Below are 23,497 nucleotides of genomic sequence, written 5' to 3'. Positions count from 1 at the left end.
AATAAATAATAAAGATTTTATTGGAGTAGAGAGAATTGAATTATATTGCAAAGATAAAAATGTTGAGTTTTATAAGAAGCTTGGCTTTGAGAATATTTCTAATGGAATAAATACGTTGAGATATGGTGGCAGCGTAATCTAATATATCGTATTCGAAAAATGTGTTTTTAGGGCCTCCGCCCCCAACTGCTCCTGCAGCCGGGTAAGATTGTGGAAATTAGAAGTAGCGGTCGATGGCACTAATTCGCTGCCTTTAGTTGTAAGCGGGACGGAAGCACTTCTTCCATCCACTTGCAGCTTTCTGAAGATAACTCTGCTTAAGCTGCGAGTTGATCATGACCATTACTGTAGGCTTGGACACTTTAAAAAAATGGCGGGGCATCAGCGATCAGCGGTGTTATGGATTTCTTCTCGATATAATTCAGTATATCCATCTCGCTAGACCTTACCGGCAAAGCAAACTGGTCTTTGAATTCATGTGCAGTCTGCAAAATAACCCGATCAAATCCGCACTGTCGACTAAAGATTCACCAAACAACGTATAGCCCCCCACAAGAATAGAGTTACCAAGGGCTATCCTACCATTTCAGTGTTTCCGGTTGATCAAAGTCGCCATATTGAACGCCAACTCCACGTGCTTTTCAGTGCTTCCGCATTTTCCGGATCGATGACCCTAACGAAGAGAGCATTAATCGTTCAATTGAAGCAGCGGTATTACAAGGGAATCCGAAAACATTAAAAGCATACGCTCTTCAGCACAAAATGTTGGTGTTGGAGCTAGGTAATTTCGAAATCGCAGACGTCGTTAACCATGCTGAAGGAGTACTTGGCAAAACAAGCAGATTGCTTGAAGCCAAGCAGCCTGGGACATCGAATTCGGTTTGTTCGTTCTCTTTTCCGTTACGCTTATGAAGAGACGTTTCTGACTTCAAACCCTTCTCAAAAATTAGAGAACCGAAATTAGATAAACGAATTCCTAAGTTTTTGATTGAGGAAGACATCATACACTTAAAGATCTCATGTCAATCACTCAGGGAAAGAGCACTGCTTGAGTTTCTCTACAGCACCGGATGCCGAGTTGGGGAGGTGGAGAACATCAACATCGAGGACCTTAACTGGGAGAACTGCTCAGCAACCGTTAATGGCAAGGGATCGAAGCAAAGAGAAGTATACTTTACGACTGTGTGCAAAGTATGGTTAAAGAAGTACCTGACCAGCCGTGAGGACTCCTGCAAAGCCTTATTTGTTACCGATTTCAGAAATCCGCCGCTGTTCAACGAAAGGGCAGGTTAGTGAAACCACACAGTTATTCTAACGTATAACCATTATTCAAATTTTTACCAATATGGCTCATGCGGAGGTGAACTTGACTGGAGCATTTTTATGACTTGGTTCAATTGGCATTCTCGATCGCTCTCATCACTTCCTTAGTAGTACTTCCATTCACCTATTATTCTTTACAAAAGATACACTGGGGTCATGAAATTGCTGCAGCCGGTTCAACTTGGTTTGTGGCCATCAGACTGTCGCAACCCAACAGCATTCAACGGTGGATTGTACGTATCGCCAGACGAAGAGAAGCACCTGATGAGGACGAAAATGGTCCTTCCCCACATTGATATTCAATACTTTCAATTAGGGAGGACAACGATGAAAAAGATTTTGTTGCTCCAGAAATGGGCCAAGCCCATTCTCATCATGTTGATTGGAGTTATTCCGGTCATTGTGCTGAGCGGGTGTACGACAGCATCCCAATCAAACTCGATTAATGCCGATTCATCAGGGATATTTAACCACTTTTTTATTTATCCCTTTTCGTTCTTGATCAAATTCTTCGCGAATGCATTTCAGGGAAACTACGGATTATCGATCGTGCTGATGACTTTCATTATCAGACTTGCGATCATGCCGCTCATGATGAATCAAACCAAGAAACAATTGGACGTGAAAGAAAAGATGGCCGTCCTCCAGCCGGAGTTAACTGAACTTAAGGAGAAGTATAAGAATGACGTCAGTGCGGATGCAAAAAAACAACAGCAAGCCGAGATGATGCAGCTCTACCAGAAGCATCAATTTAATCTCTTAAACATGGGGTGTTTACCGATGCTTCTCCAATGGCCGATCACCCTTGCATTTTACTACGCCATTCGTCGTACCCAAGAGATTGGAGCTCACGATTTTCTGTGGTTTAGCTTGGGGAAAACAGATATGATTTTGCCGCTTATTGCCGCTGTGGTGTATTACGTTCAGTTCCGCGTATCTCAAACCGTTTCAGCGCAGATACAGCAAGATCAAAATAACCAAATGGCTTTTATCGGATTATTGTCACCGATCATGATGGGTGTATTTTCTTTTCAGATGCCCGCCGCGTTACCGTTATATTGGGCGGTTGGTGGTATATTCATTATCGTGCAAACGATCATACTCAATAAAATGTACACGAGGCGAAATGGAGCGAGTAAAAACCTACCTACCGGTGCAGAAGACTTATGAAATTGAACCAGTCATAAAACAATACTAAATGCAAGGCATCTGAGGAGCGGCCTCAGATGCTCTGTTTTTTATGTTGGCGGCTCGTTAACGGGGAACATAGTTCACATAATGAGAAAATTGAAAGGGCCATCCCACAAAAGGATGGCCCTAAAACTTACCGTTACAGACAACGCGGGGAACTGTATCATAAATAATGGTTAACGGTCAGGATAGTTTAATAACATATCGAATGTTGAAGCTTGGAAAGGAATACGACGTGAGGTATTTGCTAAACTGAGTGAGGTAGAAGTACTTAAAAAGGAGGTACCAGATGGAAACTAATCAAACTATTCGACTGGCAATCGAAGAATCTATAGAGTTTCTTGAATTTGCACCGCATTTTACGATGGCTCACGGCGAGTGCACTCGTCGAAAATGGGATGGAGCTTGGTGGCATATGGCTGCTCTTTATGAAATGGGGGAGGTGAAACGGATCCCCCAGTCCGCTATTGAAAGAGCTAAACATCTACTCAAAACCCAGGTCTGGCCAACTTTCATTATATCTGCCAATGACCATCCAACAAGTGAAATTGATAAGATGAAGATGGATTGCTGCCATTGTGAACTTGCCGTGTACTATATGATTCTAATGGCGTATGGTTGTGATTTGGACAAGGAACTACCTTGGATTCGTGAATGGCTCTTAAAGCATCAGCTACCTGATGGTGGACTGAACTGCGATCCTGAAGCTTATACTCATTCTAAAAAAAGCTCTATTGTTTCAACATTGCCTCCGCTTGAAGCTATCTTATGGCATACTGACCGTGAATTTACTGAACAGGAAGCTGTTTTCTTAGACGAAGGTGCACGTTATTTAATTGAACATCGTCTTGTATGTTCTAAACAAAATGGGGACGTCATCGATATGGAATGGCTGAAGCCTTTCTTTCCAAGGTTTTTTGAATATGATATTTTGCGCGGCATGTCATTCTTGGCAGAATGGTCCCGGCGTAGGAATAAACTGCTACCGGTCTGGCTGTTTAGAGAAGGATTGGAACGCTTGAATACATCTATGACAGCAGAAGGCTTACAAGTCGGTAGACAAGTGTTTGATCCCCAAGGCCCGTGGGGTGGACAAACCTTTTCCTTGTTAGAAGCAACGGCCGGTATTGGTGTCGTTTCGCCTTATCTAACCAGACAATTGGATCGAGTGTTCGAACGAATGGGCCCGGAATATACCTCAAGACTTCCTTTAGAAAAGTGATCTGGTCGAAAGGGTAAGGACCAGGATGAAGAATGCTTAAAAATTTCAAATATTTAAATGACTTGTCTAATTAAGCTAACGGGAAACGATAGCTCCATGACAATAGGTAGCCGAGATCATCGGCTGCCTATTCAGCTAACGGGCAGATTTGCTCAATACTCTTTCGGATAGGATTGTTTGATTTAAATTGTCTTCTACCACCCCATAAATGGTACAATATGGTGTGTCATTTAGAAAATCAGCCTATTTAGGGGTGTTATTATGCTTAGTTTTAGAAACACAACAATGGATATTTCAAGCAGTGGGGTTGATACTGCAATTTTATCGGTTGGAGCAACGGAACAATTTGGACCATATTTGCCCATGCATTTAGATACGCTTATTGCTGAGTTATATGCGACCGCTTATGGGAGAGAATTAAATGCTTACGTGCTACCTACAATCCCCTTTAATACCTCTGAGGAGCATGCCAACTTCAAGGGGACTGTTACCGTAAGCCCCAACATCTTAACAGCAATGTTGGAAGATATTATTAGCAACCTAACAAGACAAGGATTTAGAAAGTTCTTGGTTTGCACAGGACATGGCGGATCCTACTGGGAAGGAGCATTTATTAAGCATATCAATTTCAAGTATCCAGAGATTATCGTTATAACCGCAAATCACAATAATCATCTTGCATGGGAAGAAGCGATTGAGGCTACTGGTTTAAGGGACTTAAATGAAATGCATGGTGGTTTATTATCCGTTTGTACGGCTATGTGGCTTTGCCCTGAACTAGTTAAATCTAATTCCATGGGTTCAGTTGTACCTTCAGAAAACCGTTTCTACGCAGATTATATGGGATGGGATAAACTAACCCAGGACGGTTGTTGGGGACAGTATGATGAAGGGATCTATTCTCCAGAACAATTAGCTGAAAAAGGTAAAACTTTTTGGAACACATTTATTCAAAGAAGAACTGAAGGTCTTAAACTAATCATTGAAGAAGGATACCGCCGAAAAACGCAATGACTATATTGAGCTATCGGGAAACGCTAGTTTAATACAGCGGGCAGATTAAAACCTCTCCTTAGAAGCAAACTAGATTTAATAGCTTCTAAAGGGAGGTTTTGTTATGAACTTAAATGAGTTGTGGAGCTTGTATGAGGCTGACAAACGCATTCAAGGGTTCAGTCCAAAAACATTAAAAGCATACGCCTTACAGCACAAGATGTTAGTGCTGGAGCTAGGCAATCTCGATGTCACAGAGGTAACGTTAACCATACTGAAGGAGTACTTGGCAAAACAAGCAGTTCATTTGAAGACAGATAAGATCGTCGTACTGATGACGCCGTTGTCCGTTCAGGAGGAAAGAATCTGGAAGCGTTATGAAGAGCGCATTGCGGGCATAGTCCCAAACAAGAAGCGCGAGACGCTCGAAGGCATCCACAACTTGTTGGCATGGAATAAAGACTACAATCTGACGAAGCTGCCCAACTTGATTGGCCATTGGGACTATAAGCACAAAATGATCCTCGTCCGCGATAATTTGGATCTTCTTGAACTTCAATTGATGTGACTTGCTTTTTCTTGTTTAGCTCCCATGAAAATTAAATCTACAGTAACTGTAAAGAGGCAAAGTAAAGGTGAACGATCGCTTTCGACAATGGTTTCTATCCGGCCAAGAACTGCAGCCCGGCGGAACCTCCCATCATGTTTGCCGGGATATTGTACAATTAAATACTTGGCTAAATCATCTATGGCTTTTTCTTGATCCATTCTATCCTCCTTTAGAGGGGCTATAGGCCCAGAATATCAAATTACTTTCTTATCAAAACCCAAACCTCTGATCATTTTCTGAACATCAGCGATATGTATCTAATATTATGAGTGCGTATGACAGTGTGCAGAACGTAAGACGAAGTTAGCTGGTGTTTATTTTGTTCGGTGATGGTTTGAGAATCGGGCATACATAAAATAACCCGCCGAGTAAAACATGCTGGCGGGTTTGTTTTTTTCTGCGGCGTGTCTAGTGAAGCTAGGACGGAAACGCGACTTTTTTAACATGTCTAACTTGTATGCATCCACTAGCGTTGCATTAACCCTGACATAAGATTGCGATAATCATATTATTGGATTAAAAAGAATATTTTAACATCTTGTTTTTCGTCTCTAAAGCTAAAAGTCGAAGGACATATAAATGCAGAGCACATGTTGTCAATTTAGTCCATATTTTTTGTGTGTGGATTACTTTTTGCTCAACCGAAGTTCACCCACCGTTGTTCGTAAGATCTTGGGTTTTTGCCCGGCTCCCGGCGGTTTTCCTTTAGAGGCTCTGCGCGGCCCTTGTACCTCTTGTTCCAAGGAAGACCACGGCCGATAGAGATAGACCCGCATCACTTTAAGCAGTTGCCACGGCGTGTGTTTGGTGCCAAAAGAAGCTTTTACCTCTTGAACCAAAAGCGCCGTGATTAAGACCAGGAACAACTGGTTCCAAATCGCCTGCGGCTTATAGCTATGCACATGTACCGTCGACAAATGCTGCTTGATCCATTTAAAGAATAGCTCCACCAGCCAGCGGTTTTTGTAGATCTGTGCGATGTCCTCCGCCGATAAATCCCAGATCTAAGTGACGAGCCGGTAGCGACGTCCCTGTTCATCCGTGAATTCAATGAGCCGTAGTGTTTGCTTATCGTCACGAAAGGCACTGCCCATTTGAACCTTGGCATCCCTAAGGATTCGGCCCTCTGCCTTCACGGGAGATTCCTCCAGGACCGTAGTGAATGCCCGATCTCTCAAACGCATTACAAACCGAATCCCATCCGTACTCCATGCCTCCATCTTTTTGTAGTCATCATAGCCCCGGTCCATCACATAGGTGGTGTCGGAGGGGATGACGAGATGAAGGGCACAGGCCCTGTCTCCCACATTGCCGGAGGTGGGTACCATGGCATCAGGGAAAACGGTATCCGGCGAGGCGGCCACGAGGCGCAGGTGCATCTTCACACTGCTAGCTTTACGGGACACCCGTGCCCAATCCCCAAGACCAAACGGCAGCGAAAGGCTAGAGGCATCTACGATGCTCAGTTTCCGGATGGTATTGGAGATCCCACCCAGCGTTGCCGTCCGTCGTTTGGCGCGCTGGGCTAGTTGCTGAGAGATCCACTCGGGTAGCTCGGTGGGCAGACGATCCAAGGAACGGGATAACTGGGAGCCACTGATGCTGTCGAGATGAAGTAGGCGCTGCAGTTCGGGTTGAGCGCGAATATGAGCTTCGATTTCGGTATAGGAAGACCATCGGTTCATCTGGGCAGTGACAAAAATGAAGACGGCTTTCACGACGGTGAGCTTTTTGGAGTAGTGATCGAACAAGGTCCGATCCAGAACATGGACCGGAAGTAAAGATAAGAATTGACGAACGACCGAATTTGCATTAACGTTATCCATGCGAGTCTCCTTTGTAAGGAGGTATGGACAACGTGCCTACCCTTTTACAATAGGGGATTTTTCTATTTCTCGCAGTTACTTTATGCAGTTCGGTTTATGTCAGCTTTTATGCAACGCTAGTGTATACAATGCAATTAAGCTTATATCTAAGTGAATGAAGTGATAGCCGTGCTTATTGCATAGACCGGCTTACTCCTGATTTATACCCGCTCTACAGTCTGCCACTTCCTCGGTTACATCCGCTCCGGCTTCGGCAGGCCAAGCACCTCAAGCACTTCGCCGAGCGTTTCCTGGAATGTTGAAGTAAGCCAGAGACGGAAGCGGATGGTGGGTTGCTCCCCTTTGAGAATCGGGCAGGCGGAATAAAAGTTATTGAACAGCGAGGCCAGAGTATGTGCGTAGTTGCAGATTGTATTTGGCGTCAGCTCGATGCTTGCGCTGTATAAGGTGTCTTGCCAGATGCTGAGATGTCTCAGCAGGGCAAGCTCCGCTTTGTCCAGTGGGACCGGGAAATCCGGTACCGCAGCTGCTCCCAATACGGCTCCTGCTTCCATTCCAGCAGCTTTGCTGAGCACACTGCCTGCACGTGCATAGGTATACATCAGATATACGCCGGTATTGCCGGAAATCTCGGTCGCCTGCTTGAAATCAAACACAATCTCCGTCCCCAGATTGAAACGCAGCAGATAGTAACGGATTGCAGCTGTGGCGATCAGCCGGCTGGACAGGCCGTTTTTGTCGGAGCGGGTGGCTTCAATGGTGTTCTCCATGAGCTGCACCAGCTCGGTGACCTTGATGCCGATGCCCTGACGGCCGGACATGGCGTAAGAGGTTTTGCCGTCCGAGGTATCGATCCCCAGTTCAGCGGCGGAAGCCGGACTAAGGGAAACCACGCCATAGCTTACATGATGAAGCTTCTCGGCTTGCTCGGCATATCCCAATACCTCTAAAGCCTGCTTCACCATCGCCTGCGGATACTCCTGTCTGTAATCAATGACGTTAACCACCATATCCGCCTCTCCAAAAGGCATCTGCTGTCCACTTGGACCCGTCGTCCAAACGCCTGCATTAAACTCGCTGTAGGAGAAGTTTTTGTCCAGCAGTCCGAATTTCCAGAGATGATAGGCAATGTCCTTGGCGGTGTAGGTTAAAATCCCGTTCGAGCGCACCAGCACCTTATCTTTCTGATGTTCCTCTGAATCCGCCCCTGTGCCTTCTGTTGCCAATTGCTTCAGAATCCAGCATCCCGCCAGCTTGCCCTCGGTTTCCTGAACAAAAACGGCCGTCTGTTCCAGCAGCGCAAAAGCGGAGGACCAAAATCCCTCTTTTAAAATGCTGCTCTCCCACACCAGCAAATCGTAGGTGATGCCGAAGTTTTTCATTTCCTCAACATGCTCTCTCACAATCCGTTCAGCCACAAGGCTGCCGAGCCAAGCGGTATTGCCGTTTCCTTCTTCCAGTGCGTGGAGAATCTCTGTCCGTTTATGGATCGTCTCAGGATGTAACGCGTATTCCTTATTGATTCCGGCGTAGATATCCCAGCAATAATCACCGAAGCGGACATGATCACCCGTGAGCGGCACATTCATTAGCCCGACCACCGTATCTGCCAGCTGATTGCCAAGGTCATCCACATAGTTGTGAACTTCCACGTCGTAACCTGTTTTTTTCAAAATCCTAACCAGCGCATCTCCAATACAGGAGTTTCTCAGATGTCCAATATGCATTGATTTGTTTGGGTTCACAGAAGTATGCTCAATGATCACCTTATTCCCGTTCCCTGGCGGCAGCTCAAAGCTGTGATTTGCCCATTCCTGCCAATTCACGTACATATTGATGAAGCCTGGAGCTGCAACCTCGATTCGCTGCAGCAATCCCTTGATCGCTCCCTGTTGCCCAAGCTCCGCTGTGATCAGCTCGGCAATAGCCATTGGGGCCTTGCGCAGGACTTTGGCCAGCTGCATGGCAATATTGCTGGAGTAGTCGCCGAAATCCGGATTAGCGGGCTGTTCAAGAGCGATGGTTAAATGTTCTGGTGCGGCAGCGCTCAGGCTGCTGAATACCTGCTGGACGCTTTGTTCCAAGCTTGTTCTGATAAGTTGGCTTAACACGGGATGAACCTCCTTTAAAATTCTTGAAGCAGATTTGCGCTACAGTACTTAGCGGGCTGAAAAACATCAAAAAAAGCCCACGTCTCTAAAAGAGACGAGGGCTTTAGCGCTCGCGGTACCACTCTCGTTGCTAAACACCTTGGTTTAGCCACCTTACAGGTTAACGGTCTTCAGCCGGGGCTTCCTACTATCAGTTCAGAAGTCCATCTCCCGGGTGCGCTTCATTAACTGGCCTGTACCGGCTCTCACTCTTCCGGCTCGCTGGGGACTAGGGTCCAAGGAAACTACTTTCCCGTTCATCGATTGTATATTGATTTTTATCAGTATAGCGAATTTATGGAATAAATCAATGGCCGATTGGCTTATTTAGAAATATCAATAAATCCTTCGCCAAACACGTCGCGCACATCGTGGATCGTGACAAAAGCATTTTTGTCCTCAGCCCGTACGATTTTTTTGAGCATGGAAACTTCCTGCTTACTAATTACGATGTAGAGGACTTCCTTTTCTTCGCCGGTGTAATAGCCGTATCCCCGGAGCACCGTTACTCCGCGATCCATAATCTCCGTAACCCGTACGGCAATGCTGTCATAGTGTGCCGAGATGATGGTCACCGCTTTTTTAGGATTCAAGCCCTCGATAATGAACTCCATAGCTTTGGTTCCGATATAGAGGATGACGAACGTAAACATCATCTTTTCGATACCAATGACGAAGGCGGACAGTCCGGCAACGATAAGATCAAAGAACAGCAAGGCATAGCTGATATTCCAATCCCAATATTTATTGGCAAGACGAGCCAGAATTGTCGTACCTGCAGTCGTGCCGCCGACCCGAATGATCAGTCCAATCCCGACCCCGGCAAACAGACCCGCGAAAATAGCGTTAATCACTGGCTCATCCGAAGCGATCTGCCAGTTCTTGGTCAAGTACAGGAACAGGGAGTTAAAGGCAACGGCGATAATGGTATAGCCCGTCGTCTTTTTATCCAGCAGCTTGTAGCCGATGATTAGCAAAATCCCGTTCAAGATGATGCCGACCAGCGCAGGTGACCATTTCAGCAAATAATACAGAATGATCGATATCCCTGTCACGCCACCCTCACCAAAGTCATTGGGAATAACAAATAAATTGACTGCCAGCGCAAAAATAAATGCCCCGAGAAGCAGCATAACCATATCATGTACTCTTTTGTTCATACGATATACCTCCATGATTTTAAAGCTCACACAAAAAAGCGATTAAAGGAAAAAAATCATCCTTTAATCGCTTTGTAGCAAACATAGGTTGCGCAGCTCTTTTGATCCTTTAATCATAACAAGCCTTATATGGGATGTAAATGATTTTAATTCAAGTAAGGAATCCCTTTTCAATCGGAAGTGGGCGCAGCGGTAAGATCCTTAATATCCGTTGAACCAAAGATAAGCAGCACAATTACAATGACCAGCAGGATCCCCCCGGCAAAATCTTCACCGTCAAAATTGTCCATACGTGCTAGGCCTCCCTTTGTATTCATCCACTCAAGAGTTGTCTGATTTTTTCTTCAAAGCGGCCATGATCTCGTTCAAGGTCAGGCTGCTGTTGTCGTCGAGAAAGCTGACCAGTTTATCAACGTTGCTGTCGCTCAAATTGCCAAGTGATTTATATTTGCCAACCAGGCTGACCAGAAGCGAAGCGTCCGTGAACATCTGGACAGAGTCTACCTTTAACTTGCCTGATAAAAGAAGTGCAGCCACTGCAAACTCCAGCCCCTTTGGACTTTGTGTTTTAGGGTTTGCCGGTTGTTTTTTTATGCTCGTTTTCTTTCCTTTTCCAGGAGGGGGCATGGACTCCCTTCTTCCGTATACATTCTTTCAGAACAGCGGCCACTAGTGGGCGAACTCTCTTTTGTACACTTTATGCACTGCTGCAGGATTTGGTGAATGGAGCCTGTCTTCTGTCCACACCGTCAGGGTAGCACACGAATATTAATATATTGTGCGATCAATTAACACTACCGCTAGAATCAGAGTTTGATATTCACAAATGAGTGGATTGAAAGGAGGAATAAGACGGGATGACCACATTATCTACTGGACCTATAGAGAATAATCCTGTTCTTGGAGTAAGACCGGCGCAGCTTGTAACTGTAAAGATTGTGAATCGGGCTGCTGCAGAGGTACTGGTTATTAATATTCTAGGTTACTTCCTGGGCACTACAAGAACTTTATATGTGAGTGAAGTTATCGAAATCGCACCAGGCGGGGTGGTGACCAGAGACTACTTTGCCGATCTGGATGCTTTCGAATTTCTCTTTACAGGCGATGACCTAGGAGAAAAAGCAGGGATTTCAGTATGGGGCAAACAAGCTGATGGTCAATTGGTGGATGCCCATCGTGTTGTAACGCATGAGAAATGGAGTGACGAGTTGTAATATCTGCGGAGTCTGAACCCGGTAGAGTAACAAATCCTTATGTCATTCTAAAAAAATACAGCAAACAGGGACATCCCCAGCCTTAGGCTGTGAAAGTCCCTGTTTGCTGTGCAAGGAGATAAGCATGCATGGCCAATTTATGAAAGCATCAGGATTTCACGGATATCCTGCTCGCTTAAGGCAGAAATGGCCTCCTGGCCCGGTTGGATGACTTCGTCGATCAGGTTCTTTTTCTTCTGCTGAAGCTCGTACATCTTATCCTCCACAGTCCCCTGTGCTACGAGGCGGATCACCTGAACCACCTTCTTTTGCCCGATCCGGTGGGCCCGGTCGGCAGCTTGCTGCTCGACAGCGGGATTCCACCAGAGATCGTAGAGAATGACCGTGTCCGCTCCCGTCAGGTTCAGTCCGGTACCGCCCGCTTTTAGTGAAATCAGGAAAAGATCCCGTTCCCCCTCATTGAACCTGTTGCAGAGCTCCACCCGCTGGGCTGAAGGCGTCTGGCCATCGAGATAGAAATGCTGCACACCCAGCAGGCCCAGTTCACGGCCGATCAGGCCGAGCATTTCGGTGAACTGGGAGAAAATCAGCATCCGTTTGCCGGAGCTGCGGCATTCTTCAATAATCTCCAGCAGCTGTTCGAATTTCGCCGAGCCGCCGGTATAGCCTGCAATGAACAGCGCGGGGTGGCAGCAGAGCTGGCGCAGCCGGGTCAGCCCGGCAAGCACCTTGATTCTGCCGTTGCCAAACCCGTCGCTGTCCAGATGCTTGAGCGCTTCCTTGCGCAGCCTGGCGAGATAAGCGACATACAGTTTTTTCTGCTCAGGCAGCAGCTCCGAGGCCTGCAGAGATTCGATTTTGTCCGGCAGCTCTTTCAGTACATCGCTTTTTAGGCGGCGCAGTAGAAAAGGTCGTGCCCGCCTCGCAACCGTCTCCCGGGGCAGGTCATGAAAGGCCTTTTTGCCCGGAAACAGTCCGGGAAACACAACTCCGAAGATCGACCATAGATCCTCCAGAGCATTTTCTACGGGCGTTCCGGTAAGCGCGAAGCGGTAGCGCGCCTGTAATATTTTTACCGCCTGAGCCGTCTGGGTCGCATGGTTCTTGATAACCTGCGCCTCATCCAGAAACAGGGTGTGGAAGGAATACTTGGCGTACTCTTCAATATCACGGCGCAGCAGCGGATAGGAGGTGATGATTACATCGTTTCCTGCGGTGTTCTTCAGTGTCCGTCGGCGTTCGGTTAAGTTCCCGTCGGCTATGGCCGCTTTGATCTCCGGGGCGAATTTCTTCAGTTCATTCTGCCAGTTGTAGAGCAGGGAGGCCGGAGCGATGATCAGCGCAGGGAGGCCTCCCTGCCGGATATCCTTAAGCTCTGAGAGCAGGAAGGCGATACTCTGCAGCGTTTTGCCGAGACCCATATCATCGGCGAGGATGCCGCCAAACCGGTAATGGGCCAGCGTCTTCAGCCACTGGAAACCATATTGCTGATAATCCCGGAGGACGGGAACAAGGCTGTCCGGCACCGGGAAATCAAGATTTTCGGGATTCCGCATGTTGGCCAGAAGCCGGCGCAGGGAGCGTCCCATGGTGACGGAGTCCCCCGCGCTATCGCCATTCAGATGCAGGCCGCGGGCCAGGGGGAGGGAGAACTGCGGGCTTTTGAGCTCATCCTGCCGGATTCCGATTTCGTTCATAAAGGTGATGATTTCTAAGAATTCTGCACTCTCCAGCGGCAGCAGCGCCCCATCCGGCAGCCGGTAATAGCGGCGTTTCTCCTGCAGCGATTTCAGCACCAGTACAATTTCCGTTTCGGGGATTCCTTCCATGGCGAACTTGAAGTCCAGCCAGTCGGTTTTTTCGTTCCAGCTTAAGGTTACCTTCGGCAGGGCTGTTCCGGTGAGCAGTCTTCCCTTGACAGCAGTAGTGGCATATACCTCAAGCAAGGGCTCCAGCAGCGGCACGGTATGATACAGAAAATCAAATTCGCCGTCCTCATCGCTCATAATATAGCCGCTTTCCGTTTGGGTAAAAGAAGCATGATCCATCAGCGCAAGAATCCGCCCTTCGGCTTCCCCGTCCCGCATCAGAATCACCTCATTGCCCCGTTCGCGTGCTTTCTCATCGAGCGGATTAATCACAATATTGCCGTATTGAAACTCAAGACCTGCCAGCAGCCGGTCTCTTATCCGGTCAAGATAAAGTCTGGCTTGAAGCTGTGCCTGGATGATCCGGCCTTGGATAGCCTCGGCAATATGCACATGGCCCAGCTTTTTCAGCCCGGGAATCACCTTGTCCATAAAAGGCTCCATTTGCTCCGGGGCAATGGCAATTTCATCTTTGCGGGAGGACGCCAGCATTTTCTTAAGCTCGGAGAGACGCTGGCATTCCTGAATAGGCAGCTTCAGCAGCCTGCCTTCAGACAAGATAAGCCCATAATCCTCCATGACTGTAAGCTGCGCCAGCCCCTGGATATCCAGACGGTAGCTGTTATCCGGGGTTTGATCGAATTGAAAGCTCAGCGGAGGGGGAGCGTTTGTGATCTGAAGCCCTTCAGTGCTTATTCCCCCATGCTGCAAATGTACAGAGGATACTGCTGTTAGCGCAGGCTGAACTTGCTCCCAGAAAAAAGGCGGAACCGGCAGCAGCCGTTCCCCTCCCGGGCCACCCGAATAATGCGTATGTGGACTGACAGCTTCGCGGTACATCTTTTCATTTAAAAGGACTTCGATCAGCTTCAGAATCACCGCATTGTCTTCTTTATTGAAGCTGTGCAAGGAAGGGTCATAGATAAAATGCTTGGTGAACTCAAAGGATTCCCCGCGGTGGATGCGCTCGAGAAAAGCTCTGATTTTCTGCACAATATAAAGCCGCTCTAGTCCGATCTTCAGTTCAATTCCAAGCTTATGAGTGCCATCGGTGTACGGAACCGGCTTACAGATGAACTCAACCTGAAGCGGAGTTCTGATATCGCTATAGGTTCCGGTGCCGCTTGGACGCTTCCGGGAGCTGCCGAACATATCCAGCATGCTGGTCACCAGTTTCCGGTCACCCGTATGTTCCCCTGAGCCAAAGGCTGCAGGTTCCTGATTACGCGGAGTAAGTCTGCCGCTCTCTCCGGTGGAGCCTCCGTGAAGGTGGAGACTGGGGCCGGCCATACTTCTGGAGAGTTCCGTGTCCATTTCCTGACGGAGTATATTCACGAGAACAGCTGCGATATGCTTGCAAAAAGCTCCGCCGTGGTGGTATGCAGGGCAGGTGCATTCCCCATTCACATCACCGTCACTGTCTATAGCAAGCACCACTTCGTAGCTTTCGAGGCCTTGAACCTCAGCCCGGTATTTTGAATATTCCAGCTCAACATTGTTCTCCGCATAGGTCAGCGTGACCTTATCCGCTTCATAATAAACCGTCCCCTGCTCCAAAGCAGCACCGCCGCATAGCAGCCTGATTACCCGTTCCGGCACATAGAAACCCACAGCCCTAATCACTTCCTTTGTCTTGTCCATAAGTCCGAATTTGCTATAGTACCCATAATAACAGAACAGGCGTACGCCTTCAAAACCATTTACCGGACTCCTTGAACAGATGCTGCGGTGCGGGATCACTCTGAGTGTTTGCAATGTAAAAAAAAGGCCATCTCCAAACCGCATTTCTGCGGTTTGGAGATGGCCCTTTTATTGAAAGTGTCAGGGTAGCATTGTTCAGATCAGGATTGGCTAACCGATGCCTTCTTTACAAGGACATTCCCGATAGATACAATCAGCATCTCCGGTATTAACACAAGAAATAGGAATAACAGGATAACAAAAGGCAGGGATGCGCTGAAGATTGCGGCGCCTTGTCCTTCCCGGGTACGCTCGATTAGCAGCCACCACGCTGGTACAGCAGTGGTCCACATGAGAATTGTAGAAATCATCAAATAACGCAGATTGGCCCACAGTAAGCTGAACAAGAGGGTAACGATTACCGGAACGAACCAGGAATCCAGCGTCTGACTCATGCATAGCAGCCCGAAGATTATTAAGGGATATAGTAGGACAATCACAATTTGAATGCTTTTACGGTTTCTGAATCCCAAATATAATCCTCCTAAATTTCCGGCCTAAGTTCCCTTCGCTTCCGGGCGTACTGCCGGTCCGCTGATACCGTACAGCATGAAGGCCAAAGTCTGCTCAATCTCTTCTTCATCATTCCAATCGCTATCCGGCAGGAACAGCAGACGGGCCAGCAGATATCCGATTACAGAAGAGACCGTAAACCGGATAATTGCGGGTGTGGGCATGTCGATAATTTCGCCCTTTTCCTTGAAATGCTCGGTAATGGCGGTTACCCGCTCCAGTACCTGGCCAAGAACATTCTCGGCGAACTGTTCCCTTAATGCGGGCTGAAAGGGGATTTCCTGAATAAGAATTTTCAGTATCTTAAAGTTCTTGCGGGCGAATTCCAGCCGGTTGACCATAAAAGCCCGCAGAAATGCCTCATAGCTCTCGGGAGGACCATCCAGCACGCCGTCGAAATTGCGCATGACAAAGGGCGCGATCATGCGGCTCATCGTCGGCCCGACAATGGAGAGCAGCAGATCCTTTTTGGTCTTGTAATAGCGGAAGATCGTCCCCTCCGCCACCCCCGCCTTCTGGGCAATTTCACTGGTAGCTGCAGCCGAATATCCTTTATCTGAAAATATTTCAATCGCCGCCTCCAGAATGGCGATCTGCTTTGGCGTCATTTTTTCTTCCTGACTGATGGCCAGCAGCTCCTCAATCCACTGCTCCCCCTCATGCTGCTGCCCCGCAGCATTGTCCGTCTCCATTCTTTTGCCCTCCAAACCTCGTATTTTCCGTTTATATTATCATAGCTGCTTGCGAAATTACATTTTGCGGTGTTTGCGCAGGGCCAGCACATTCAGCAGCATGAACAGCAGAGAGAAACCGATCAGAACAAAGACATCGAGCGCGATGTCGCTCCAGCCTTTGCCGCGGATCATGATGTCCATCAGTGCCTCCGAGCCGTAATAGATCGGTGTCGCCAGCCCGATCCGCTGCAGCCACACCGGGAGCGTATCCATCGGGAACAGCCCGCTTAAGAAAATCTGCGGCACGATGATTAGCGGAATGAACTGCATCATCTGCAGCTCATTGGCAGCAAAAGCCGAGAGCAGTGTACCAAGCGTCAGCGCCGTCATCGACAGCAGCAGTGTCACAAGCAGGACATAACCGAAGCTGCCAGCCATCATAATTCCCAGCACCTGAATGGAAAACCAGGAGATCAGCAGCGCCTGGAATACGGTGAAAATCCCGAAGCCGCACACGTAGCCAAGAACGACTTCCCAGCGTTTCAGCGGGGTGGAGAGCAGACGTTCCAGGGTCCCGGTAGTCCGTTCCCGCAGCAAGGAAACGCCGGCAATCAGAAAGACGAAGAAGAAGACAAAGACGCCGATCATAATCGGACCGAAGCGGTCGATTGTACTCATATCTTCAGCGCCGTACAGATAGCTGATCTGCGGCTTTAGCTGACCTTGTCCCTGGCCGGGTATAACAGGCTGCAGGCTCTGGACCGCTTCCTGTAAGGCCATCAGTGCCGCACGATTTGCCGTGGGGTTGCTGCCTTCCAGCACAACTTCAGGAGCAGCGCCGCTTACTGTGACAAGCGCATCGATCTTGCCCTCCTTCAAAGCTTCGTTGCCCAGCTCTGCCGTGGCGTATTCGACAACAGCATTGCTTTGCTTCTCAAACGCCGCAGAGATGGCTTGGGTATTTCCGTACACACCAAACTTCGGTTCATAGTCGTCGCCGTTAAACACCAGACTCATTAAGCTGAGAACCAGCAGGGGGGCAATAAACATCAGTGCCATCGTTCTTTTGTCATGAATAAACTGCTGGAGAATTCGCAGGGTGATCGCCCGGATTCTCATCGGCGGACACCTCCATAATGTAGAAAAGCTTCTTCAAGAGAAGCAGAACCGGTAGCGTTCAGCAGACCTGCAGGTGTATCCACCGCCAGCAGTTCACCATCACGGATCATGGCCAGACGGTCGCATTTCTCGGCCTCATCCATCACATGGGTAGTGAGTACAATGGTAGTCCCTTTGCGGTTCAGTGCCTTCAGTTCCTTCCAGATGGACTGGCGCAGTACGGGATCAATGCCAACCGTGGGCTCATCAAGAAGCAGAAGCGGAGGCTCATGCAATAAGGCGATCGCCAGTGACAGACGGCGTTTCATCCCCCCGGAATACTGATCAACTCTTTTGCGCAGATGATCCTGCAGATTGACCAGCTCCAAGACATCCCTGATCCGGCGGGTGCGGTTTCCGCCTTTCAGTCCATAGAGAGCGGCGAAGAATTCCAGATTCTCTTTTGCGCTCAGCTCCGTATACAAGGCGTCAGACTGAGCCATATACCCGATTTGCTGCAGCATGGCAAGCTTAGGCATGGGGATCCCCAATACACGCACTTCGCCCGAGGTCGCTTCATCAATGCCGGTCAAGAGCTTCACCAGCGTAGTTTTGCCGGAGCCGGAAGGGCCCAGAATGCCGAAGGTTTCCGCCTCTGCAACCTGCAGGGAAATATCCTTTAACACTTCCTTGCTGCCAAACGTCCGGCAGACGTGGGTTACGGAAACAACAGAAGTTCCCTGATTCATAACTATCTCCTCAATTCTCATAATAATGAGTGAGTACTCACTCATTATATTAATGCAATCAGCTGCCGATGTAAATCTTTTTTCTGCGGATAGTTAAATATTTAAAATTTTAGAATATTGGTTTTCACAAGAACAAATCAGGGTAATTATGGGTATTAGCTAAAGCCCGATAACTCTATTTTCATACAGGAGGAGGTTTATTTGATGTTCAACAAGAAGTTCGTTTTTCCCATGCTGGCGCTGTTTACTGCAGCGGGTCTCAGCGGTTGCAGCAGCTCCGGTCCGGGAACAGGCAGTGAGCATTTTCGCACCTTAGCGCAAGAAAGTGTGGACCAGGCGGAATATCTGCCCGGGGACTTTCCGATTCCTGTGGGTGCAGGCATTACGTTTACGGATGGGGAGCTGGTGGGCGGAAAAAAGTCATCCATGCTGATCTTTGAGACAGAAGAGAGTATGGATGCACTAGGAAGTACATATAAAGAGTATGTTAAGGCCAAGGAACTGGACCAGGGCACACAAATTGTGGATTCGAACAATCTGATTATTAACGGTAAAGTTCAAGGCGATTACTCTTATTCTATTATAGGGAGCAGCCTGGACAAGAAACCGGGCGGTGCCGAAGTGATTGTTACGTGGATCGAGAATTAAGCTATTCACACTGTTTTACATATATTGCCGATTTAACCCCAGTTTTAATAAAGCCGACCCCGGAGGTTTCCGGGGCCGGCTTTATTTATTATTAAGGATTTGCCGCACTTAACATTTCCATAACATTCCTCTAGAACAGAATTGACATTCGTAGATGAAAATAACATTAGCAGTTACCTAAGGGAAAAGGGTGAATCTAATTGAAGAATAGTAAATGGTTGAGTGCGGCTTTGGCTTCTTCGCTTCTTGTAACAGGAGGAGTGGTAAGTGTTTTGGCAACAAGCAACAGCGCTGAGGCCGCCGCCGTCCAGTCAGCTGCAGTCAAGGAAGGTACGACTACGTGGACTGTGAACGGTACACCGGTTGCACTCAGCACAATAGACAAAAACGGCTACAAATTGTATTCGTTAAGTCAGGTTGCCGGAGAGCTTGGAGCCCATGTGAAAGTCAGCAGCAGCGGTTTTGAACTCAACGACAGCAAAGGATTACATACTATACAAATTCAAACGGGAGCTAAAAGCTATCTGGTAGATGGCACCAAGCAGGAGTTCACTGTAGCACCTATTTTCTATAATGGTAAAACCTACGTAGAACTGACAAAACTGGTCACTGGTCTTGGCGGTGAGCTGCAGGCGGATTCGGCTACTGTTCTCAGCTTTGCCCTTCCGGAAGGTGATTTTGATACACTGCGCTGGAGTTCAGATGGAAGCCTGATCGCCAATAAAAGTGATGCAGAAACAACCCAGCTCTTGAAATTCAGCAACACGCCGGGGAATTACGAGCTGTTCTCCTCCAATGACGGAGCTGTCGATTTCGCCGTTTCCGCTGACCAGAAGTGGGGTGCGTTTAGTGACGAGACAGGCCAGCTCAAGCTGATCAACCTGTTCAATGGGGTGATCTCACCGCTCGGCAAGGATACCAGTGTTAAGACTGATTTGGTATGGTCGGAGGACGGCAAGAAGATTTACTTCATCCAGGGCGACAAGCAGGAGAAGATCGCTCAAATTTCGCTGGAAACCGGAACGGTCAAAACCTTGCTTGAAGATAAAGTAGAAAATAAATCCGAGCTCCGCGTATCCGCCGACGAGAAGAACGTGGTCTATATCGTCAACGTTACCGGCGTAGCCAAAAATGATGCGGACAGCACTGAGGATTCGCTGACGGTAGATTTCAGCAAGGCTGGAGAACAGCTGTACAAGCTGGATCTGACAACCAAAGATGCGAAGCCGGCAGCACTCACGACTGAACTGGATAACAAGCTCTACCCGGAAATTTTGAATAACGGCAGCATTGTGTACCTGAGTGCAGATCCCGAAGGCAACGCGGCGAACAGCCTGAAATCAATCGGAGCCGATGGCAAAAGCTCGAATATTGCCCTTGATGGCGAAGCGAACTGGGCAACTGGTGTAAGTGGTGGTCTGGTTGTATCCGCTGTGACGGCGGACGGAAGTACCGTAATTTATGCTATCAGTGCTGACGGGGCTAAGAGTGAACTGTTCCGCACAGCCGAAGACGTGACGGAAGTGTCTGCATCCCATGACGGCAGCAAGCTCGCTCTCGTTAGCGGCGGCACGCTCTGGCTGGTTCAGAACGGCAAAGCCCTGCAGCTGTCGAAATAAGATTATTCCCTGCTTCAGAACAACAACATTTAACGGCGCAACCGCCGGGAGGAGATTTTACTCATGAAGATGTTTAAAAAATTTACAGTTACAGCATTGACCGCGGTTATCGCGGTAACCGCATCGTTTGCCGGAGTGGCAGCAGCGGCTGACACACTTAAAGGCAAGATCACAGTAAACGGCTCGACAGCGCTGCTGCCGTTGACGCTGCAAGCAGCCAAGGAGTTCCAGAAGCTGCATCCTAAAGTGAAGATCGCCGCTTCAGGCAAAGGCTCCGTTACCGGACCGCAAGCCGTGAAAAAAGGCATCGCCGACATCGGCGCTTGTGACTGGGATGCCAGCATTGACGTTCCGGGCTTTAAAGCTTTTGACGGACAAGTGGCAAACAAGGTAGCTGTCATTCCTTTCGCCACCATCGTGAACAAGAATGTGGGTGTAGACAACCTGACGACGGAACAGCTGCAAGGCATTTACTCCGGTAAAATCACCAACTGGAAGGAAGTCGGCGGATCGGATGCGAACATTGTCGTGATTACCCGCGCTTTCGGTTCTGGTACACGCGTAAACTATCAGGCTAAAGCTCTTGCGGGCGGAGATATCGTCAAGAAAGAGAAGAACTACAAGGAGACTGGTTCCAGCGGTGACATGAAGACAGCCGTTGCCACTACTCCTAATGCCATCGGTTATATCGACCTTGTCTATGTAAGCGGCAGCGACATCAAAGCCGTGAAATTCAATGGCATTGAAGCATCTACAGACAATGTAATCAATGGCTCGTACAAAATTTGGGCCTATGGTTATTACATGACTAAAGGTCAGCCAACCGGTGTTACCAAAGAGTTCATCGATTATGTTCAGAGCAAAAAGTTCCAAACCGGCTCGCTCAAAAAGCTTAAATTCATTCCGATCGCAGCAATGAAATCCTAGTCATCATTCTTCACTATATTGAACGGTACATGCGGCCAGCCCCGGATTCCACACGGGGGTGGCCGCTTACAGGAGGGAACGTATGGGGGCACCAGTCCAGGGCCTGGCATCAAGGGCACAAAAGGGTCTATCCGAGGTTAAAGTCAGTGAGAAACGCCACAGCAGACATTTGTTCAGCAATACCTTATCCCGCTATTATTTTATATTCAGTATTCTTGCGCTTTGCTTTGTGCTTGGACTTGTTATTATTTTCATCGGCAAAACGGCGCTGCTTCTGTTCGCTCATCTCTCACCGGCTGAATTTTTCTTCTCCTTTAACTGGACGCCGGAAGAGGATGCCTTCGGGGCTGCTGCCTTCATTGTAAATACATTGTCGCTTACAGCACTGACGCTGCTGATTGCCGTGCCGATCTCCGTAGGCATGGCCGTGCTGTGTGCCGAAATTGCTCCGAAATGGATGAAGAACTTTATCCGGCCAGTGCTCGACCTGCTCGTCGGAATTCCTTCTATAGTATATGGTTATCTGGGCCTTACGGTCCTTCTGCCTTTTCTGCGCAGAGTCAGCGGGGAAGGGCTGGGTGACGGACTACTCGCCGCTGCGCTCGTTCTGGCATTGATGGTGCTGCCGACGATCTGCCGGATCAGCGACGATGCCATTGTTGCCGTTCCGCGCAAATACCGGGATGCCGCTTATGCCCTCGGCTCGACCCGCCTTCAGGTCATTATGCGGGTGATCCTGCCTGCGGCCAGCAGAGGCATCATCTCGGCCATCATCCTCGGGATGACCCGGGCTGTCGGGGAGACCATGGCCGTTGTTATGGTCATCGGCAATACCCCGCAGCTGGCCAAGACGCTGTTTACGCCATCGTCTGTGCTGACCAGTAATATCGTCATGCAAATCTCCAATGTGGAGTTTGACTCCACCTGGAACTATGCGCTGCATATGATGGCTTTCCTGCTGCTGCTCATTTCCTTTGTGCTGATCCTGGTGATCCGCATCCTGGGACGGAAAAGGAGGGATGCGTAATGAACGGTTTCACACGTACCCGTTATACTGCCCGTGCCCAGCGGCGCAACAAAATTGCGACCTTTGGTTTTTATACCCTCGGCGCTCTCGTGATGCTGCTGATCTTCTGGCTGCTCTTTACGATCCTGAGCAAGGGACTGCCGGCGCTTAGACCCGATTTCCTGATCAAGCAGCCGGAGGAGATTGATCCCGGCGGAGGGATCGGACCGGTCCTGTTCAACTCCTTCTACATCCTGTTCATTTCGCTGTTGATTTCCATACCGATTGGGATCGGCGCCGGCATCTACATGGCGGAATACGCCCCGGACAATCGCTTTACCGGCGCGTTGCGCATCTGCGTGGAGTCGTTGTCCTCGGTACCCTCGATTGTGTTTGGGATGCTGGGTCTGGCGATTTTTGCCGAATATTTCGGTGTCGGCCTGACGATTCTCGGCGGCGGTGTCAGCCTGGCGCTGCTTAACCTGCCGATGCTGACCCGGGTGACGGAGGAAGCTGTGCAGGCGGTTCCCCGTGAAATCCGTGAAGCCGGATATGCGCTTGGCATGACCAAATTCCATGTCATCCGCAAAGTGGTGCTTCCGGTAGCGATGTCGTCGATTGTCACCGGTGTCTGCCTTGTGGCCGGCCGTGCCTTCGGCGAATCGGCGGTTATTATTCTGACCGCAGGACTCAGCACCTCCGGAGAAATGTGGGACTTTAATCTGTTCTCGCCTGGAGAGACACTCGCTGTGCATCTTTGGTATGTGCAATCCGAAGCCATTGTCGAAGACGCGCGGCAGATCGCCGACAAATCGGCGGCGGTGCTGGTCTTCGTAGTCCTGCTGATCAACTTTGTCTTTCGCTTTCCTTTATGGCTCGGAAATCGCCGCAAGGGGCGCTGAACAATTAAATTTCATTGAATACAAAAAACAGACTGCCAGCAGCAGCTTCATGCCGCGAGTGCAG

23 protein-coding genes and 1 other annotated feature are annotated in these 23,497 nt (G+C 48.7%); of the genes, 12 read left to right on the top strand and 11 right to left on the bottom strand.

Going from position 1 to position 23,497, the window contains the following annotated elements; genetic code table 11:
- Positions 1-984 precede the first annotated feature (984 nt).
- The 5 genes from ACQ76X_RS18535 (at position 985) to ACQ76X_RS18515 (ending at position 5,297) form a co-directional block, all read left to right on the top strand.
- Positions 985-1,293, top strand: coding sequence for a tyrosine-type recombinase/integrase (locus ACQ76X_RS18535; RefSeq protein ID WP_438495375.1), 309 nt, complete (start codon positions 985-987; stop codon positions 1,291-1,293).
- A gap of 357 nt (positions 1,294-1,650) precedes the next feature.
- The gene (yidC, locus tag ACQ76X_RS18530; protein ID WP_438495374.1) at positions 1,651-2,493 is read left to right on the top strand and encodes a membrane protein insertase YidC; all 843 of its coding nucleotides are present in this window, start codon (positions 1,651-1,653) and stop codon (positions 2,491-2,493) included.
- Between the two features lie 310 nt (positions 2,494-2,803).
- Entirely contained in the window at positions 2,804-3,736 is a 933-nt protein-coding gene (locus ACQ76X_RS18525; protein WP_438495373.1) for a hypothetical protein, read from the top strand.
- Positions 3,737-3,997: 261 nt separating this feature from the next.
- On the top strand, positions 3,998-4,750 hold the full coding sequence (locus ACQ76X_RS18520) for a creatininase family protein (protein WP_438495372.1): 753 nt from the start codon (positions 3,998-4,000) through the stop codon (positions 4,748-4,750).
- Between the two features lie 103 nt (positions 4,751-4,853).
- Positions 4,854-5,297, top strand: a complete 444-nt coding sequence (locus tag ACQ76X_RS18515; protein WP_438495371.1) for a hypothetical protein — start codon at positions 4,854-4,856, stop codon at positions 5,295-5,297.
- Here the strand turns inward: ACQ76X_RS18515 and ACQ76X_RS18510 are convergent.
- From ACQ76X_RS18510 to ACQ76X_RS18500, 3 genes are all read right to left on the bottom strand, one after another.
- Entirely contained in the window at positions 5,285-5,497 is a 213-nt protein-coding gene (locus ACQ76X_RS18510) for a hypothetical protein (RefSeq protein ID WP_438495370.1), read from the bottom strand. The genes ACQ76X_RS18515 and ACQ76X_RS18510 overlap by 13 nt on opposite strands.
- Before the next feature lie 468 nt (positions 5,498-5,965).
- Positions 5,966-6,343 (bottom strand): transposase, encoded by a 378-nt coding sequence (locus ACQ76X_RS18505; protein WP_438495381.1) that lies wholly within the window; start codon positions 6,341-6,343, stop codon positions 5,966-5,968.
- On the bottom strand, positions 6,344-6,913 hold the full coding sequence (locus tag ACQ76X_RS18500) for a transposase (RefSeq protein WP_438495369.1): 570 nt from the start codon (positions 6,911-6,913) through the stop codon (positions 6,344-6,346).
- A gap of 60 nt (positions 6,914-6,973) precedes the next feature.
- Between ACQ76X_RS18500 and ACQ76X_RS18495 the strand changes: the two genes are divergently transcribed.
- Positions 6,974-7,120, top strand: coding sequence for a hypothetical protein (locus tag ACQ76X_RS18495; RefSeq protein WP_438495368.1), 147 nt, complete (start codon positions 6,974-6,976; stop codon positions 7,118-7,120).
- A 278-nt stretch (positions 7,121-7,398) separates the two neighbouring features.
- Here the strand turns inward: ACQ76X_RS18495 and ACQ76X_RS18490 are convergent, their stop codons facing one another.
- The 3 genes from ACQ76X_RS18490 to ACQ76X_RS18480 form a co-directional block, all read right to left on the bottom strand.
- Positions 7,399-9,276, bottom strand: coding sequence for an arginine--tRNA ligase (locus ACQ76X_RS18490; RefSeq protein ID WP_438495367.1), 1,878 nt, complete (start codon positions 9,274-9,276; stop codon positions 7,399-7,401).
- An 87-nt stretch (positions 9,277-9,363) separates the two neighbouring features.
- Positions 9,364-9,585: a binding site (T-box leader), on the bottom strand.
- Between the two features lie 53 nt (positions 9,586-9,638).
- Positions 9,639-10,475, bottom strand: coding sequence for a YitT family protein (locus tag ACQ76X_RS18485; protein ID WP_438495366.1), 837 nt, complete (start codon positions 10,473-10,475; stop codon positions 9,639-9,641).
- A 321-nt stretch (positions 10,476-10,796) separates the two neighbouring features.
- Positions 10,797-11,012, bottom strand: a complete 216-nt coding sequence (locus ACQ76X_RS18480) for a hypothetical protein (protein ID WP_256718105.1) — start codon at positions 11,010-11,012, stop codon at positions 10,797-10,799.
- A 320-nt stretch (positions 11,013-11,332) separates the two neighbouring features.
- Here ACQ76X_RS18480 and ACQ76X_RS18475 point away from each other — a divergent pair, with 320 nt between their 5' ends.
- Positions 11,333-11,689: a hypothetical protein gene (locus ACQ76X_RS18475; RefSeq protein ID WP_438495365.1), complete on the top strand. Its 357-nt coding sequence runs from the start codon at positions 11,333-11,335 to the stop codon at positions 11,687-11,689.
- A 137-nt stretch (positions 11,690-11,826) separates the two neighbouring features.
- On the opposite strand, the gene ACQ76X_RS18470 is transcribed toward ACQ76X_RS18475, so the two are convergent.
- The 5 genes from ACQ76X_RS18470 to ACQ76X_RS18450 all read right to left on the bottom strand — a co-directional run bounded on the left by ACQ76X_RS18470 (position 11,827) and on the right by ACQ76X_RS18450 (position 18,331).
- Complete coding sequence (locus tag ACQ76X_RS18470) at positions 11,827-15,198, bottom strand: DEAD/DEAH box helicase (protein WP_438495364.1); 3,372 nt, start codon at positions 15,196-15,198, stop codon at positions 11,827-11,829.
- Positions 15,199-15,398: 200 nt separating this feature from the next.
- Positions 15,399-15,770 carry a hypothetical protein gene (locus tag ACQ76X_RS18465; protein ID WP_438495363.1) on the bottom strand — a complete coding sequence of 124 codons (372 nt, stop codon included), beginning with the start codon at positions 15,768-15,770 and terminating at the stop codon, positions 15,399-15,401.
- A gap of 24 nt (positions 15,771-15,794) precedes the next feature.
- A complete protein-coding gene (locus ACQ76X_RS18460; RefSeq protein WP_052092273.1) occupies positions 15,795-16,502 on the bottom strand; it encodes a TetR/AcrR family transcriptional regulator in 708 nt (235 codons plus the stop codon).
- Between the two features lie 57 nt (positions 16,503-16,559).
- Entirely contained in the window at positions 16,560-17,603 is a 1,044-nt protein-coding gene (locus tag ACQ76X_RS18455; protein WP_438495362.1) for an ABC transporter permease, read from the bottom strand.
- Positions 17,600-18,331 (bottom strand): ABC transporter ATP-binding protein, encoded by a 732-nt coding sequence (locus ACQ76X_RS18450; RefSeq protein WP_438495361.1) that lies wholly within the window; start codon positions 18,329-18,331, stop codon positions 17,600-17,602. The genes ACQ76X_RS18455 and ACQ76X_RS18450 overlap by 4 nt, the downstream gene beginning before the upstream one ends.
- Positions 18,332-18,535: 204 nt before the next feature.
- Between ACQ76X_RS18450 and ACQ76X_RS18445 the strand changes: the two genes are divergently transcribed.
- The 5 genes from ACQ76X_RS18445 (at position 18,536) to pstA (ending at position 23,433) form a co-directional block, all read left to right on the top strand.
- Positions 18,536-18,979, top strand: a complete 444-nt coding sequence (locus ACQ76X_RS18445) for a hypothetical protein (protein ID WP_341095861.1) — start codon at positions 18,536-18,538, stop codon at positions 18,977-18,979.
- 272 nt (positions 18,980-19,251) lie between these two features.
- Positions 19,252-20,598 (top strand): stalk domain-containing protein, encoded by a 1,347-nt coding sequence (locus ACQ76X_RS18440; RefSeq protein WP_438495360.1) that lies wholly within the window; start codon positions 19,252-19,254, stop codon positions 20,596-20,598.
- 63 nt (positions 20,599-20,661) lie between these two features.
- Positions 20,662-21,525 (top strand): phosphate ABC transporter substrate-binding protein, encoded by an 864-nt coding sequence (locus tag ACQ76X_RS18435; RefSeq protein WP_038595861.1) that lies wholly within the window; start codon positions 20,662-20,664, stop codon positions 21,523-21,525.
- A gap of 82 nt (positions 21,526-21,607) precedes the next feature.
- Entirely contained in the window at positions 21,608-22,552 is a 945-nt protein-coding gene (gene pstC / locus ACQ76X_RS18430; RefSeq protein ID WP_340896802.1) for a phosphate ABC transporter permease subunit PstC, read from the top strand.
- Positions 22,552-23,433 carry a phosphate ABC transporter permease PstA gene (pstA, locus tag ACQ76X_RS18425; RefSeq protein ID WP_038595858.1) on the top strand — a complete coding sequence of 294 codons (882 nt, stop codon included), beginning with the start codon at positions 22,552-22,554 and terminating at the stop codon, positions 23,431-23,433. Before pstC ends, pstA begins: the two co-directional genes overlap by 1 nt.
- Positions 23,434-23,497 lie beyond the last annotated feature (64 nt).

Source organism: Paenibacillus sp. IHBB 3054, from assembly GCF_051594305.1.
Lineage (GTDB): Bacteria > Bacillota > Bacilli > Paenibacillales > Paenibacillaceae > Paenibacillus_AQ.
Note: the sequence above shows the minus strand (reverse complement) of the source record. Positions and strands in the feature narration are given on the sequence as shown.

What these genes read in the sequence shown, in the direction of transcription:
- yidC (WP_438495374.1), top strand. Translation starts at nt 1,651, where the DNA reads ATGAAAAAGATTTTGTTGCTCCAGAAATGGGCCAAGCCCATTCTCATC.
- ACQ76X_RS18460 (WP_052092273.1), bottom strand. Translation starts at nt 16,502, where the DNA reads ATGGAGACGGACAATGCTGCGGGGCAGCAGCATGAGGGGGAGCAGTGG.
- ACQ76X_RS18445 (WP_341095861.1), top strand. Translation starts at nt 18,536, where the DNA reads ATGTTCAACAAGAAGTTCGTTTTTCCCATGCTGGCGCTGTTTACTGCA.
- ACQ76X_RS18470 (WP_438495364.1), bottom strand. Translation starts at nt 15,198, where the DNA reads ATGGACAAGACAAAGGAAGTGATTAGGGCTGTGGGTTTCTATGTGCCG.
- ACQ76X_RS18510 (WP_438495370.1), bottom strand. Translation starts at nt 5,497, where the DNA reads ATGGATCAAGAAAAAGCCATAGATGATTTAGCCAAGTATTTAATTGTA.
- ACQ76X_RS18450 (WP_438495361.1), bottom strand. Translation starts at nt 18,331, where the DNA reads ATGAATCAGGGAACTTCTGTTGTTTCCGTAACCCACGTCTGCCGGACG.
- ACQ76X_RS18435 (WP_038595861.1), top strand. Translation starts at nt 20,662, where the DNA reads ATGAAGATGTTTAAAAAATTTACAGTTACAGCATTGACCGCGGTTATC.
- ACQ76X_RS18485 (WP_438495366.1), bottom strand. Translation starts at nt 10,475, where the DNA reads ATGAACAAAAGAGTACATGATATGGTTATGCTGCTTCTCGGGGCATTT.
- ACQ76X_RS18455 (WP_438495362.1), bottom strand. Translation starts at nt 17,603, where the DNA reads ATGAGAATCCGGGCGATCACCCTGCGAATTCTCCAGCAGTTTATTCAT.
- ACQ76X_RS18475 (WP_438495365.1), top strand. Translation starts at nt 11,333, where the DNA reads ATGACCACATTATCTACTGGACCTATAGAGAATAATCCTGTTCTTGGA.
- ACQ76X_RS18525 (WP_438495373.1), top strand. Translation starts at nt 2,804, where the DNA reads ATGGAAACTAATCAAACTATTCGACTGGCAATCGAAGAATCTATAGAG.
- pstC (WP_340896802.1), top strand. Translation starts at nt 21,608, where the DNA reads ATGGGGGCACCAGTCCAGGGCCTGGCATCAAGGGCACAAAAGGGTCTA.
- ACQ76X_RS18520 (WP_438495372.1), top strand. Translation starts at nt 3,998, where the DNA reads ATGCTTAGTTTTAGAAACACAACAATGGATATTTCAAGCAGTGGGGTT.
- ACQ76X_RS18515 (WP_438495371.1), top strand. Translation starts at nt 4,854, where the DNA reads ATGAACTTAAATGAGTTGTGGAGCTTGTATGAGGCTGACAAACGCATT.
- pstA (WP_038595858.1), top strand. Translation starts at nt 22,552, where the DNA reads ATGAACGGTTTCACACGTACCCGTTATACTGCCCGTGCCCAGCGGCGC.